Consider the following 14,450-nt stretch of genomic DNA (forward strand, 5'->3'; position numbering starts at 1 on the left):
CCCACAGGGCAGTAGCGTTCCGTACATGAGACTCGGTGTCCTCGACGTGGGATCGAACACGGTGCATCTGCTCGTGGTGGACGCGCACCCCGGCGCGTGCCCGCTTCCCGCCCACTCGCACAAGGCGGAACTGCGCCTGGCCCAGCTCCTCGACGACGACGGCGCGATCGGCCCCCACGGCGTCGACCGGCTGGTCTCGGTGATCAAGGAGGCGCTCCAGGCCGCCGAGGACAAGGGTGTCGAGGAGGTCCTCCCGTTCGCGACCTCCGCCGTACGGGAGGCCCGGAACGCCGACGACGTCCTCGAACGCGTGCGCACCGAGACCGGCGTCGAGCTGCAGGTCCTCACCGGCTCCGAGGAGGCCCGGCTGACCTTCCTCGCCGCCCGCCGCTGGTTCGGCTGGTCGGCCGGGAAGCTGCTGGTCCTGGACATCGGCGGCGGCTCCCTGGAGGTCGCCTACGGCATCGACGAGGAGCCCGACGCGGCCGCCTCGCTGCCGCTGGGCGCCGGCCGTCTCACCGCCGGCTGGCTGCCCGGTGATCCGCCCGACCCGGAGGACGTCCGCGCCCTGCGCCGCCATGTCCGCACCGAGATCGCCCGCACGGTCGGCGAGTTCAGCCGCTTCGGCACCCCCGACCACGTCGTCGCCACCTCGAAGACCTTCAAGCAGCTGGCCCGCATCGCCGGCGCGGCCCGCTCCGCCGAGGGCCTCTACGTCCAGCGCGAGCTCAAGCGGGAGTCCCTGGAGGGCTGGGTCCCGCGGCTGGCCGCCATGACGGAGCGGGAGCGCGCGGAGCTGCCGGGCGTCTCGGAGGGCAGGGCCGGCCAGCTCCTGGCGGGTGCCCTGGTGGCCGAGGCCGCGCTGGACCTCTTCGGCGTGGAGCGCGTGGAGATATGCCCCTGGGCGCTGCGGGAGGGCGTGATCCTGCGTCGCCTGGATCAGATGGAGTCGGCGTTGGGGGGCTGAACGCTATGGCAAACACCACAACGGCCAAGAGGCCCCCCACCCCACCCCGACCACACCCCGTAATCTGTCCTGCATGGCAGAGCCAGCCGTGAAGATCCCGGACGCGAAGGTCGCCCTGTCGACGGCCTCGGTCTACCCGGAGTCGACGGCCACGGCCTTCGAGATCGCCGCACGCCTCGGCTACGACGGGGTCGAGGTCATGGTCTGGACCGACCCGGTCAGCCAGGACATCGAGGCCCTGCGCAGACTCAGCGACTACCACCAGATCCCGGTCCTGGCCGTGCACGCCCCCTGTCTGCTCATCACGCAGCGCGTCTGGTCCACCGACCCGTGGACCAAGCTCCAGCGGGCCCGCGCGGCGGCGGAGAAGCTCGACGCGAGCACGGTCGTCGTCCACCCCCCGTTCCGCTGGCAGCGCCAGTACGCCCGGGACTTCGTCGCCGGCATCTGGCGCATGGCGAACGAGACGGACGTACGGTTCGCCGTCGAGAACATGTACCCCTGGCGCTACCGCGACCGCGAGATGCTCGCGTACGCCCCCGACTGGGACGTCACGAAGGACGACTACCGGCACTTCACGATCGACCTCAGTCACACCGCGACGGCTCGCTCCGACGCCCTCGACATGGTCGACCGCATGGGGGACCGCCTCGGCCACGTGCACCTCGCCGACGGGCGGGGCTCGGCCAAGGACGAGCACCTGGTGCCCGGCCGCGGCACCCAGCCCTGCGCCGAGGTGCTGGAGCGGCTCGCTCTGACCGGCTTCGACGGGCACGTCGTCATCGAGGTCAACACCCGCCGCGCGATGTCGAGCGCGGAACGCGAGGCCGACCTGGCGGAGGCCCTGGCCTTCACCCGCCTGCACCTGGCCTCGGCGGTGAAGGTGCCACGGCGATGACCGGCCGGCCCCCGGCCGGCAGCGCGTCCGGCTCCGCCGCCCGACGCCGCGGCCGCCCCCCGCGAACCGAGTCGGCGGACACCCGCGACCGCATCCTGACCGCCGCCCGCGACGAGTTCTCCGAGCGCGGTTACGAGAAGACGTCCGTGCGCGGCATCGCCAAGGCCGCCGGGGTCGACTCGGCGCTCGTGCATCACTACTTCGGGACGAAGGAGCAGGTCTTCGAGGCGGCGATCACCCAGTCCTTCGGACCGGCCCTGCAAGCGCCGAAGGCCATCGAGGAGGGCCCGCTCGACGGGGTGGGGGAGCGCCTGGCCCGCTTCTTCTTCGGCGTCTGGGAGAACCCGGCGACCCGCGCGCCGCTGCTCGCCGTCGTCCGCTCCGCCCTCACCAACGAGGCCGCGGCCGCCGTCTTCCGGCGGATCGTCGCCACCCAGGTGCTGCACCGCATCGCCGTGCAGCTGGAGCTGCCGGACGCCGAGCTGCGGGCCGAGCTCGCCGCCGCCCAGCTCGTGGGCACCGCCATCCTGCGGTACGTCCTCAAGATCGAGCCACTGGCCTCGGCGGATCCGGAGCAGGTCATCGCACGGCTGGCCCCGGTCGTACAGGGACACCTGACCGATCCGTAATCCCTGCGGGTGCCGTGGTCCGAGACGGTCGTCCCGCATTCCGGACGCACCGTCCCGCCCACTGGATGACCGGCGTACGCTCGGTAGCAGTCAGAAATCTCCGAACTCTCTGACGCCGTCTCTGAAGGAGCGAGCGACGATGCCCGAGCTGAGGTCCCGCACAGTCACCCACGGCCGCAACATGGCGGGCGCCCGCGCCCTTATGCGCGCCTCCGGTGTACCGGGCGGGGACATCGGCCGCAAGCCGATCATCGCGGTCGCCAACAGCTTCACCGAGTTCGTGCCGGGGCACACGCACCTGGCGCCGGTCGGCCGGATCGTCAGCGAGGCGGTCGTCGCCGCCGGCGGCATCCCGCGCGAGTTCAACACGATCGCCGTTGACGACGGCATCGCCATGGGCCACGGCGGCATGCTGTACTCCCTGCCCTCCCGCGACCTGATCGCGGACAGCGTGGAGTACATGGTCGAGGCGCACTGCGCCGACGCCCTGATCTGCATCTCCAACTGCGACAAGATCACCCCGGGCATGCTGAACGCCGCCCTGCGGCTGAACATCCCGACGGTCTTCGTCTCCGGCGGCCCCATGGAGTCCGGCCGCGCCACGCTCGTCGACGGCACGGTCCGCACCCTCGACCTGGTCGACGCGATCTCCGACGCCGTGAACGACAAGATCTCGGACGAGGACATCCTCCGCATCGAGGAGAACGCCTGTCCGACCTGCGGTTCCTGTTCCGGCATGTTCACCGCCAACTCGATGAACTGCCTGACCGAGGCCATCGGCCTGTCCCTCCCGGGCAACGGCTCGGTCCTCGCCACCCACACGGCCCGCAAGCAGCTGTACGTGAACGCGGCGAACACGGTCATGGACATCACCCGCCGCTACTACGAGCAGGACGACGAGACGGTCCTGCCGCGCAGCGTGGCGTCCGTCGCGGCCTTCGAGAACGCCATGGCCCTCGACATCGCCATGGGCGGTTCCACCAACACGATCCTGCATCTGCTGGCAGCCGCCCAGGAGGCGGGCGTCCCCTTCGGCCTGGACGAGATCAACGAGGTCTCCCGGCGGGTGCCGTGCCTGGCCAAGGTCGCCCCCAACGTCGCGAAGGACCGCACGTACTACATGGAGGACGTGCACCGCGCCGGCGGCATCCCCGCCCTGCTCGGCGAGCTGCACCGGGCCGGCCTGCTCAACGAGGACGTGCACTCCGTCCACAGCCCGTCCCTCGGCGACTGGCTGAAGACCTGGGACGTGCGCGGCGGCTCCCCGTCCGCCGAGGCGGTCGAACTGTGGCACGCGGCTCCCGGCTGTGTCCGCTCCGCCGAGGCCTTCTCCCAGTCCGAGCGCTGGGAGGCCCTGGACGAGGACGCCGAGGGCGGCTGCATCCGCTCCGCCGAGCACGCCTACTCCAAGGACGGCGGCCTCGCGGTCCTCAAGGGCAACCTGGCGGTCGACGGCTGCGTCGTGAAGACGGCCGGCGTCGACGAGTCCATCTGGACCTTCGAGGGTCCGGCGGTCGTCTGCGAGTCGCAGGAGGAGGCCGTCCAGAAGATCCTCACCCAGCAGGTCAAGGACGGCGACGTCGTCGTCATCCGCTACGAGGGCCCCAAGGGCGGCCCCGGCATGCAGGAGATGCTCTACCCGACCTCGTACCTGAAGGGCCGCGGCCTCGGGAAGACCTGCGCGCTGGTCACGGACGGCCGCTTCTCCGGCGGCACCTCCGGCCTCTCCATCGGCCACGCCTCGCCCGAGGCGGCCGCGGGCGGCACCATCGCCCTGGTCGAGGACGGCGACCGGATCCGCATCGACATCCCGAACCGCTCCATCGAACTGCTGGTGGACGACGCCGAACTGGCCCTCCGCGAACAGGCGCTGAACGGCGTGTACGCCCCGAAGAACCGCGACCGCAAGGTCTCGGCGGCGCTGCGGGCCTACGCGGCGATGGCGACGAGCGCGGACAAGGGCGCGGTGCGGGACGTGTCGAAGCTGGGCTGAGCCTCGGTCGGCCGGTCCGAACTCAGGTCTGAGGGGTCGTTTCCCAGGAGGCGGCCCCTCACCCGTGTCACCAGACGGCGGGGTTGCCCGCCGGGACGGAGAAAACGGTGCCGTCGGGCGCGGCGGCGTAGAGACGGGCGTCAGCGAGCACGGGGGCGGGCACCGCGTCGGCGATCCGGTCCGCGTTGGTGCCGAGGCGTGGACGTGTCTGCCCGAGCAGGCGGCCCTCGCGCGCGTCCACGCCCAGCAGCCGCCCGTCAGGTGCGGAGAAGTAGACGTACCGATCGTCGGTCACCGGCGCGGAACCTCGTGACACCGCGGTCTCCAGGCTCCACGTCTGCTTCCGCGCCTCCATGTCGACCGCCACCAGCGATCCGCCGCCCCCCATGAGGTACACCAGGTTCCCGCTCACCGTTGCCTGGGGCTGCTCGAGCGGCACGGGCAGCGCCACCCGACGGGAGACCCCGTCGTCCGGCGTGTAGCGCACCACGGCCTTCGCCTCTGCGTAGACCGCGTCGACGGAGACGAAGAAGACCGAGCCGCCGGCCGTGCCGACCGGTTGCAGTGATCCCTTCAGCCGTACGTCCCAGCGCACCTTGCCCGTCTCCGGGGCGACCGCGGTGACGCGCGTGGTGGCCCCGTTCTCCGACGTGCTCGTGGCGTAGGCCAGCGGATCCCCGGCGAAGGAGGCGAAGTACGGGCTCTGGTGGCCCTGGATCCGGTGGCTCCATTTCGTCCGCCCCGAAGCGCTGTCCAGGCCGGTGACCGTGCCGTCCACGCCGGTGACCAGGATCATGGAACCCGCGTACGTCAGCCCGTTGTACGGCGGCACGGTCTGCCGCCAACGCGTCCTGCCTGTGCCGGGATCGAGGGCCTGAAGGTGGGTGCTGCGATCCAGCGCGGGTTGCACGAGGCCACCGGAAACGACGGGCCGTCCGCCCTGCGCCGAGGCGGCGGTCTGCCGCCACAACTGACGCCCGTCCGACGGGTCGAGCGCGAAGACACGGCCCCTCTGCGCGCAGACCAACACCCCTTTCCCGTACGAGCACTCCGGCGTTCCCTTCTCGGGTGCCGATGTCGTCTCCCACGGGCTGAACTCGGCCGGCGTGGTGCGTGGCGCGTGGCCGCTCACCGGGGACGGGTTGTCACCGCCGAGCAGGTACACCGAGCCCAGCGCGACGGCGGCGGCCACGCCGAGGAGCCCGGCCCCGACGAGCGGCCACTTGCCCCGGTGCCTCGTGGGCCGCCGTTGGCTCTCTTCGACGCGCGGCTTCGGTTCGGGCTGCGGCGTGTCCCCGGTCCGCTGCGCCGGTATGAACGCTTGTGTGTCGTACGAGGCGGCCACCGACCGCAGCTCCCGCATCAACTCGTCCGGGGTCGGCCGGTCCCCGGGCTCTTTGGCGAGGCACCGCACCACCAGCGGCGCGAGACTCTCCGGAACGCCGGTCAGATCCGGCTCGTCATGCACGACCTGGTAGGCGACGACGTACGGGCTGTCCGAGTCGAACGGCCCCCGCCCCGTGGCCGCGTGCACCATCACCGACCCGAGCGCGAACACGTCGGCGGCGGGCCCCACCTCCCGGGGGCGCCGGAACTGCTCCGGTGCCATGAAGGGCGGGGTACCGATCAACTTGCCCGTCTCGGTGCGCAGTTCGCTGTTCTTCGGCCGGGAGATGCCGAAGTCGATGACCTTGGGTCCGTCCTCGGCGAGGAGTACGTTGCTCGGCTTGAGATCCCGGTGGACCACGCCGACGCGGTGGATGTCCCGCAGCGCCTCGGCCAGTCCGGCCATCAGGCGGCGCAACTCGGCGGGGCTCATGGCCCCGTTCCGCTTCACATGGTCGGACAGGGTCGGGCCGGGGATGAACAGAGTGGCCATCCAGGGCCTTTCGGCCTCCGAGTCGGCGTCGACGACGGACGCGGTGAAAGCACCGCTGACCTGTCGCGCGGCCGCCACCTCCTGCCTGAACCGCCCTCTGAACTCGGGATCCTTGGCGAACTGGGCATGGACGACCTTCACCGCCAGCTTCATCCCCGAGGTGCTGCGCGCGAGATGCACGATGCCCATGCCGCCGGAGCCCAGAGCCGACTCGAGCTGGTAGTGACCGGCGTACTCGGGACGTTCCGCTTCAGCGCCCGCCCCGGTGTTGCTCTGCGGCGCCATGGAACCACCCCCGTGATCTTCGTCCGCGCGCGCGACGCACGGAGCCTAGTCGATGACTCGTACGAGGCAGAGGCGGCTTGCTAGTCTCCGCGTGCGAGTTGCGCACATGTGTTTCATGTCGTGATTCAGGGGAATCAACGGGACCCATGACAGTCATGGGTCCAACGGGGGAGGTTTTCCATGTCTGTCGACCGCGTCGAAGAGACAGTGAGCGGCCAGGGGGCGGAAGCGCACACCGCCGAGGCCACCACCACGGCACTGCGCTACTACTCGGTCGCGCCGGGCGTCCGTGTCAACGTCCGCAGCGGCCCCGGCACCAACTACACCGTCGTCCGGGTCCTGCCCGAAGGGGCGAAGGTGGCGATCTTCTGCCAGTCGCCGGGCACCAGGGTGACGGGCCCGTACGGCACGACGAGCATCTGGGACAACATCGACAACGGTCAGTACATCTCGGACGCCTATGTACAGACCGGCAGCGACGGCTACATCCGCCCGCGCTGCTCCTGACCACCCACACAACCCCAGGGGCAAGACGGGCAGCGACGGCTACGTCGCCTCCCGCTGCGGCTAGCCCGCACGGAGCCCGCGGTCCGGCAAGGGTCATAATCGACCCGTGAGTGCAGACGACAGCACCCGTGCCACTCCCGCGGGCTCCACGGCCGAGGCCCTCGGCCCCCGACCAGAGCCCCTGCGCTTCTTCGGCACGACCTGGCTGAACCACGACAACGGCTACACCGCACGCCGCATCGCGGTCGCCGGCGGCTCCCTCGCGGCAGCCGCCGCCTCCTGCCTCGTCCTCCGCCTCGCCTACCAGGGCCTCCAGATCGCCGCGATCGGCGGCTTCGTCACGCTCCTCATGGTCGTGATGTTCGCGATCTGCAGCGCGATGGCCTTCCGCCACACCTGGGACGGCTTCACCCGCCGCCCCGACCCGGACCGCCAGGCGTCCCTGCGCGGCCTCCTGACCGTCGGCTTCGTCGGCTCCCTCCTCGCCTACTTCTTCCGCTCCCTCACCGAGGCCCCCGGCGAGAGGCTCCACCGCGAGGAGTACGAAGAGGCCCGCAAGCAGTACGAGAAGCGCACGACCCGCCGCTCGGGCAACCCGAAGAACCGCCGCCGCGCGTAGCCGCCACCAGCGAGGCCCTGCCGCCTACCGCTCCGCCACGATGCGCTCGACCGCCGCCGTCACCAGCTCTTCGCGCTCCGCCTCGGTGAAGACGTCCGGCAGGGTGAGCTGCTCGACGATCAGCCAGTTCAGGGTCAGCATGAGCAGCTTGACGGCCATGGCGTCGCCGGGGAGGCCGGAGGCCTCGTGGTACGCGACGTTGGCATCGACATCGGCACGGACCCGCTCGGTGAGGACCTTGCGCAGTTCGGGACGACGCGTGGCCTCGAGACGCAGTTCGAGCAGGGCGAGGTACCCGGTGCGGAACCCGGCGACGCGGCCGACGAGCTCCCGCATCAGCACCACGTAGGTCTCCCGGTCGCGGCCGGCCGCCCGCTGGCGGGCGATCGTCGCGTCGTCGGGCTGGAGCCGCTCGTAGACCCGGGCACCGGCCTGGGTGAGGAGGTCGTCCCGGTTGGCGAAGTAGTTGGACGCGGTCCCCGTCGGTACGGCGGCCTCGGCATCCACCGCCCGGAACGTCAGACCCCGGGCACCCTCCCTGGCCAGCACCTCGATCGCCGCGTCGACGAGCGCGGCACGCCGCTGGTCGTTCCGTCGCACCATTGACACCACTCCAGTTGTAGTACTACTTTCACATCACTTCAAGGAGAGTACTACGCATGGAGTTATCAGGAATGCGAAAACTCGTGTACTACATCGCCGTCACGCTCGACGGCCGCATCGCCGGCCCCGACGGCGAGTACGACTTCTTCCCCGCCGGTGACGAACGGCAGGCCGCCGCCTACAGCGCCTGGGCCAACACCCTCTACCCCGAGACGGTCCCGACCGCCTACCGCGCCGCCGCCGGCCTCGCCGACACCCCCAACCGGTACTTCGACACCGTCGTCATGGGCCTCGGCACCTACCGCGCCCCCTTCGAACAGGGGGTCACCAGCCCTTACGCGCACCTGCGCCAGTACGTGGTGTCCAGCACGCTCCGGCCCGACGCCGACCCGGCCGTCACCGTCGCCCCGGGCGACCCGCTCGGCCTGGTCCGCGCACTCAAGAAGGAGGAGGACAGCGACCTGAACGTATGGCTCTGCGGCGGCGGCAAGCTCGCCGGCGCCCTCCTGCCCGAGATCGACGAACTGGTCGTCAAGCACTACCCGGTGGTCGCCGGCGCCGGAGTGCCGGCGTTCGACGGCGCCTTCGACCCCACCGTCTTCGATGTCGCCGAGCGCACCGCCTTCCCCAACGGCGTCACCCTCACCCGCCTCACCCGCCGCTAGGGCATTTCCCCGCTGCTCTCGACGCCCGAACGGCCCGACCGTCCACCCCACTTCGGCATCCGCTCGGGCAACAGAGCCTCGCCCGACAGGATCTGCCCCCGCCGATCTCACCGAAATCTCACCGCACCCCACCCCGCCCCCGGCCACCATGGCCGTATGACCACATCGCCCTCCGCCCACCACCCCACCGGAGCCGACCCGACCCCCGAACCTCCTGCCGACACCCCCGAGCCCACCCGAAGCGCCCGAGCCCACTCCTTCAACGCCGCGGCGGCCCAGTACGCCGCCAACCGCCCCTCCTACCCCCCGGCCCTCTTCGACGCGATAGAAGACCTGACCGGCCGTCCCCTCACCGGCACCCGCGTCGCGGACGTCGGCGCCGGCACCGGCATCGCCACCGCCCTCCTGCACGCCCGGGGCGCGGACGTCGTCGCCGTGGAACCCGGAGACGGCATGGCGGCCCAGTTCCGCCGCACCCTGCCCGACATCCCGGTCATCCGCGGCACGGGCGACGACCTCCCCCTCACCGACGCCTCCGTCGACCTCGTCACCTACGCCCAGGCCTGGCACTGGACCGACCCCGCCCGCGCCGTTCCGGAAGCCCTGCGCGTCCTGCGCCCCGGCGGCGCCCTCGCCCTGTGGTGGAACACCGACGCGCTCGACGTCCCCTGGATCGCCGAGGCCGCCGCCCGCATCGAGCGCCACTTCCGCATCGACGTCTCCGCCGAGAAGCGCAACGTCGACGCCCGTGCCGCCGACCCCACCGGCCTCCTCGACTTCACCCGCCGCACGGTGCGCTGGAGCCGCCGCGTCCCGGTCGACACCCACCTCGCCAACATCGGCAGCCACTCGGTTTTCCTCACGCACGACGCGGAACACACGGCGTCGTTCCTGGCCGAGGAACGCGAGCACCTCCTCCGCACCTTCCCGGACGGTTTCGTGGAGGAGGTCTACGAGGTGGTCCTCTTCCTCGCCGAGTCCCCGGCCTGACGCGCACTCGTTTCTCGCCGTGTCCCTGGCCTGACGCGGACTCGTTTCTCGCCGTGTCCCTGGCCTGGCGCGGACTCGTTTCTCGCCGTGTCCCTGGCCTGGCGCGGACTCGTTTCTCGCCGAGGCCCCGGCCCGACGCGCACCCGCCCGAAGTCCGCCCCACACCGGCGCTTGACGCGCCCCACCCCCGGGAGCATTATTCATCGCATGATGAATAATGCTCCCGGCTCGCCACGCCCGGGCCCGGCACCCACCCCCGGCCAGTCCTCGGACCCGGGCACCACAGCCGTCCACGCCGAGAACCTCAGCGTCGTCCGCGGCCCCCGCACGGTCCTGCGCAACCTCGGCTTCACCGTCCCCCGGGGCCAGATCACCGGCCTCCTCGGCCCCTCCGGCTGCGGCAAGTCCACCCTCATGCGCGCCCTCGTCGGCACCCAGGCCAAGGTCACCGGCACCCTCGACGTCCTCGGCCACCCCGCCGGACACCCCACCCTGCGCACCCGCATCGGCTACGTCACCCAGGCCCCGTCCGTCTACGACGACCTGACCGTCCGCCAGAACCTCGACTACTTCGCCGCGATCCTCGACCCCGGCCGACCTGCAACGGACCGCCGCGACGACAACGTCACCCGCGCCATCGCCGACGTAGACCTCACCACCCACACCGACGCCCTCGCCGGCACCCTCTCCGGCGGCCAGCGCAACCGTGTCTCCCTGGCCGTCGCCCTCCTCGGCTCCCCGGAACTCCTGGTCCTCGACGAACCGACCGTCGGCCTCGACCCGGTCCTGCGCCGCGACCTGTGGAACCTCTTCCACGACATCGCGACCGGCCGCGGCGCCACCCTCCTCGTCTCCTCCCACGTCATGGACGAGGCCGAACGCTGCCACCGCCTCCTCCTCATGCGCGACGGCGAACTCCTCGCCGACGACACCCCCGACGCCCTGCGCACCCGCACCGGCGCCGCCACCGTCGAGGAGGCCTTCCTGCGCCTGGTGGACGAGGCGAAAGCAGCAGCCCGCACGAAAGAAGCGAAGGACACGAAGGACACGAAGGACACGAAGGACACGAAGGACACGAAGGGCACGAAGGACGCCAAGGAGACGACCCGATGACCACCACCGCGACCCGGCCGGCCACCCCACCGAGGGCCCTGAACGCCTCCCGCACCACCGCCACCGCGGCCCGGGTCCTCCGCCAGCTCACCCACGACCCCCGCACCATCGCACTGATGATCCTCGTCCCCTGCGTGATGCTGTTCCTGCTGCGCTACGTCTTCGACGGCAGCCCGCGCACCTTCGACAACATCGGCGCGTCCCTCCTGGGGATCTTCCCGCTGATCACGATGTTCCTGGTGACGTCCATCGCCACCCTGCGCGAACGCACCTCGGGCACCCTCGAACGCCTCCTCGCCATGCCCCTCGGCAAAGGCGACCTCATCGCCGGCTACGCCCTCGCCTTCGGCACCCTCGCGATCATCCAGTCCGCCCTGGCCACGGGCCTCGCGCTCTGGTTCCTCGGCCTCGACGTCACCGGCAGCCCCTGGCTCCTCCTCCTGGTGGCCCTCCTCGACGCCCTCCTCGGCACGGCCCTCGGCCTCTTCGTCTCGGCCTTCGCGGCCTCGGAGTTCCAGGCGGTCCAGTTCATGCCGGCGGTGATCTTCCCGCAGCTCCTCCTGTGCGGCCTGTTCACCCCGCGCGACACCATGCACCCGGCCCTGGAGGCCCTCTCCGACGTCCTCCCCATGTCGTACGCCGTCGACGGCATGAACGAGGTCCTGCGCCACACGGACATGACCGCCACCTTCGTCCGGGACGTCCTGATCGTCGCGGGCTGCGCACTCCTGGTCCTGATCCTGGGCGCAGCGACCCTCAGGCGCCGGACGGCGTAGCCGGCCCGGCGCGACATCCCGCCCAGCGGACACCCGGGCCGTCCCCCACTCCCCAGTGCGAGGATGGACCCCGGACGACGCACCCTTCGGAGGCACCCCGCGCCATGACCCAGAAAGTCGCAGTCCTCGGCACCGGCAAGATCGGCGAGGCCCTGCTCAGCGGAATGATCCGCGCCGGCTGGACCCCGTCCGACCTCCTGGTCACCGCCCGCCGCCCGGAACGAGCCGAGGAACTCCGCACCCGCTACGGCGTCACCCCGGTCACCAACCCCGAAGCCGCCAAGACCGCCGACACCCTGATCCTCACGGTCAAACCGCAGGACATGGGCACGCTGCTCGACGAGCTCGCCCCCCACGTCCCCGCCGACCGCCTGGTCATCAGCGGCGCCGCCGGCATCCCCACGTCCTACTTCGAGGAACGCCTCGCCCCCGACACCCCGGTCGTCCGCGTCATGACGAACACCCCCGCCCTCGTCGACGAGGCGATGTCCGTCATCTCCGCCGGCACCCACGCCACCGCCGACCACCTCGCCCACACCGAGGAGATCTTCGGCGCCGTCGGCAAGACGCTCCGCGTCCCCGAGTCCCAGCAGGACGCCTGCACCGCCCTGTCCGGCTCCGGCCCGGCCTACTTCTTCTACCTGGTCGAAGCCATGACCGACGCCGGCATCCTCCTCGGCCTGCCCCGCGACAAGGCCCACGACCTGATCGTCCAGTCCGCCATCGGCGCCGCGACGATGCTCCGCGACAGCGGCGAACACCCCGTCAAGCTCCGAGAGAACGTCACGTCCCCCGCGGGCACGACGATCAACGCCATCCGCGAACTCGAGAACCACGGCGTACGAGCCGCCCTGATCGCCGCCCTCGAAGCCGCCCGCGACCGCAGCCGCGCCCTGGCCTCGGGCAACAACAGCTGAACACCCGGGGGCGGGCCCGACCCGCCCCCGGCCGCCCGCACCCCTCACATCCTCAGCCCACCACCCGCCGCGACCATCTCCTCCTCCACAGCGGGCAGCAACCCGATCGCCCGATACGCCGCGTCCACGGTCGGCCGAGCCATCCCCCGAGCGCGCCCCGCCCCGTCCCGCAGCACGCCCTCCACATAACCGGGATCGGCACACAACTCCTTGTGCCTCTTCTGCAGCGGCCGCAGCACCTCGACCACGGCCTCGGCGGTGTCCCTCTTCAAAGCCCCGTACGACGTGTACGCACCACTCAACGACTCGGGGTCCCCACCCGTGCACGCCGCGAGGATCTCCAGCAGATTCGCGAGCCCCGGCCGGGCCTCCCGGTCGTACACGACCTCCCGCCCGCTGTCGGTCACGGCCCGCATCACCTTCTTGCGCACCACGTCCGGCTCGTCCAGCAGATAGACGATCCCCGGCCCGACGTCGTCGCTCTTGCCCATCTTCGACGCCGGATCCTGAAGGTTCATCACCCGCGCCGCCACCCCCGGACGCGTGGCCCGCGGCACCACGAACGTATGCCCGTACCGCTGGTTGAACCGCACCGCCAGATCCCGCGCCAGCTCCACATGCTGCCGCTGGTCGTCCCCGACCGGCACCTCGCCGGCCCCGTACGCCAGGATGTCCGCCGCCATCAGCACGGGATACGTCAGCAGTGACAGCCGCACGCTCCCGCCCCGCTTCTGCTCCCGCGCGGCCTTCTCCTTGTACTGGATCATCCGCCGCATCTCACCGTCGGTGGCCACGCACTCCAGTAGGTAGGAGAGCCGGGCGTGCTCGTCCACGTGGCTCTGCACGAACACCGTGCAGAGCTCCGGATCCAGCCCGGCCGCCAGCAGCAACGACGCCGACTGCCGGCTCAGCCTGCGTACCCGTGCGGGATCGTGGTCCACGGTCAGGGCATGCAGATCGACGACGCAGAACAGGGCCTCGGCCTCGTGTTGGTCGACCGCGGCCCACCGCCGCATGGCCCCCAGGTAGTTCCCCAGCGTCAGATGCCCCGTCGGCTTGATCCCGCTGAAGACCCGTGTCATCTCTCCACCTCCTGGTCGGGACCGCCACCCCGGGCGGCCGCCCCTCCGTGGTTCCGGGAGGGAGAAACGAAAACGGCCGCCGAAGCGGCGGCCGTCGAGTGCATACGTGAGCACGGCCGCCGTCAGGCGGCCCACCACAGCTGGGTGCACGTACGCGTCGTCATGCGGCCCAGGCTACGCCCCGGAAGTGCCCTCCGCCCCCGAGTTGACACGCCTTACCCCCATCCGTAGTGTTCTCCGAGTTGTCCGACGTGAGCGCCGACTCCGGTCGGTCCCCGGGCAGCAAATCCGCAGGTACTCACCACTATTCGACGCGCAGTACATCTGTCGTCGCTTCATTGGCATGTGTATTTACGGAATGAGGAATCCCAGTTCGAAAGGACACGGCAGCCCGATTGGCTCGGGAGCCGGGGAATCCGCTAAAGTCTCACTCGTCGGAACGGCCCAACAGCCGCGAAGACAAACCCCGCTGACCGGGGATCAGGCCCGAAAGGATCTGATAGAGTCGGAACCGCCGGAAAGGGAAA

General features: G+C 71.0%; 14 protein-coding genes. 11 read left to right on the forward strand and 3 right to left on the reverse strand.

Going from position 1 to position 14,450, the window contains the following annotated elements; translation table 11 throughout:
• Positions 1 to 25: 25 nt before the first annotated feature.
• The 4 genes from ACZ7EG_RS14150 (at position 26) to ilvD (ending at position 4,487) form a co-directional block, all read left to right on the forward strand.
• Entirely contained in the window at positions 26 to 967 is a 942-nt protein-coding gene (locus ACZ7EG_RS14150) for a Ppx/GppA family phosphatase (RefSeq protein ID WP_471076969.1), read from the forward strand.
• Between the two features lie 73 nt (positions 968 to 1,040).
• Positions 1,041 to 1,865: a sugar phosphate isomerase/epimerase family protein gene (locus tag ACZ7EG_RS14155; protein WP_351627451.1), complete on the forward strand. Its 825-nt coding sequence runs from the start codon at positions 1,041 to 1,043 to the stop codon at positions 1,863 to 1,865.
• Positions 1,862 to 2,494: a TetR/AcrR family transcriptional regulator gene (locus ACZ7EG_RS14160; protein WP_471076973.1), complete on the forward strand. Its 633-nt coding sequence runs from the start codon at positions 1,862 to 1,864 to the stop codon at positions 2,492 to 2,494. The genes ACZ7EG_RS14155 and ACZ7EG_RS14160 overlap by 4 nt, the downstream gene beginning before the upstream one ends.
• Before the next feature lie 139 nt (positions 2,495 to 2,633).
• The gene (ilvD, locus tag ACZ7EG_RS14165; protein WP_471076976.1) at positions 2,634 to 4,487 is read left to right on the forward strand and encodes a dihydroxy-acid dehydratase; all 1,854 of its coding nucleotides are present in this window, start codon (positions 2,634 to 2,636) and stop codon (positions 4,485 to 4,487) included.
• 67 nt (positions 4,488 to 4,554) lie between these two features.
• On the opposite strand, the gene ACZ7EG_RS14170 is transcribed toward ilvD, so the two are convergent.
• Positions 4,555 to 6,651 (reverse strand): serine/threonine-protein kinase, encoded by a 2,097-nt coding sequence (locus tag ACZ7EG_RS14170; RefSeq protein ID WP_471076979.1) that lies wholly within the window; start codon positions 6,649 to 6,651, stop codon positions 4,555 to 4,557.
• Between the two features lie 180 nt (positions 6,652 to 6,831).
• On the opposite strand from ACZ7EG_RS14170, the gene ACZ7EG_RS14175 reads away from it, so the two are divergent.
• Positions 6,832 to 7,158: an SH3 domain-containing protein gene (locus ACZ7EG_RS14175; protein WP_189593581.1), complete on the forward strand. Its 327-nt coding sequence runs from the start codon at positions 6,832 to 6,834 to the stop codon at positions 7,156 to 7,158.
• Between the two features lie 106 nt (positions 7,159 to 7,264).
• Entirely contained in the window at positions 7,265 to 7,777 is a 513-nt protein-coding gene (locus ACZ7EG_RS14180; RefSeq protein ID WP_471076984.1) for an EamA/RhaT family transporter, read from the forward strand.
• Positions 7,778 to 7,801: 24 nt separating this feature from the next.
• On the opposite strand, the gene ACZ7EG_RS14185 is transcribed toward ACZ7EG_RS14180, so the two are convergent.
• A complete protein-coding gene (locus ACZ7EG_RS14185) occupies positions 7,802 to 8,380 on the reverse strand; it encodes a TetR/AcrR family transcriptional regulator (protein ID WP_471076987.1) in 579 nt (192 codons plus the stop codon).
• A 71-nt stretch (positions 8,381 to 8,451) separates the two neighbouring features.
• On the opposite strand from ACZ7EG_RS14185, the gene ACZ7EG_RS14190 reads away from it, so the two are divergent.
• From ACZ7EG_RS14190 to proC, 5 genes are all read left to right on the forward strand, one after another.
• Positions 8,452 to 9,045, forward strand: coding sequence for a dihydrofolate reductase family protein (locus ACZ7EG_RS14190; protein WP_471076990.1), 594 nt, complete (start codon positions 8,452 to 8,454; stop codon positions 9,043 to 9,045).
• A 156-nt stretch (positions 9,046 to 9,201) separates the two neighbouring features.
• On the forward strand, positions 9,202 to 10,035 hold the full coding sequence (locus ACZ7EG_RS14195; RefSeq protein ID WP_471076993.1) for a class I SAM-dependent methyltransferase: 834 nt from the start codon (positions 9,202 to 9,204) through the stop codon (positions 10,033 to 10,035).
• Positions 10,036 to 10,242: 207 nt separating this feature from the next.
• Positions 10,243 to 11,148, forward strand: coding sequence for an ABC transporter ATP-binding protein (locus ACZ7EG_RS14200; protein ID WP_471076996.1), 906 nt, complete (start codon positions 10,243 to 10,245; stop codon positions 11,146 to 11,148).
• Positions 11,145 to 11,924: an ABC transporter permease gene (locus ACZ7EG_RS14205; RefSeq protein ID WP_471076999.1), complete on the forward strand. Its 780-nt coding sequence runs from the start codon at positions 11,145 to 11,147 to the stop codon at positions 11,922 to 11,924. The genes ACZ7EG_RS14200 and ACZ7EG_RS14205 overlap by 4 nt, the downstream gene beginning before the upstream one ends.
• 104 nt (positions 11,925 to 12,028) lie before the next feature.
• Positions 12,029 to 12,841: a pyrroline-5-carboxylate reductase gene (gene proC / locus ACZ7EG_RS14210; RefSeq protein WP_471077002.1), complete on the forward strand. Its 813-nt coding sequence runs from the start codon at positions 12,029 to 12,031 to the stop codon at positions 12,839 to 12,841.
• Positions 12,842 to 12,885: 44 nt separating this feature from the next.
• Here proC and trpS read toward each other — a convergent pair whose 3' ends face one another.
• Positions 12,886 to 13,923, reverse strand: coding sequence for a tryptophan--tRNA ligase (gene trpS, locus ACZ7EG_RS14215; RefSeq protein WP_471077005.1), 1,038 nt, complete (start codon positions 13,921 to 13,923; stop codon positions 12,886 to 12,888).
• Positions 13,924 to 14,450: the final 527 nt, after the last annotated feature.

The organism is Streptomyces sp. NPDC037100, assembly GCF_055606225.1.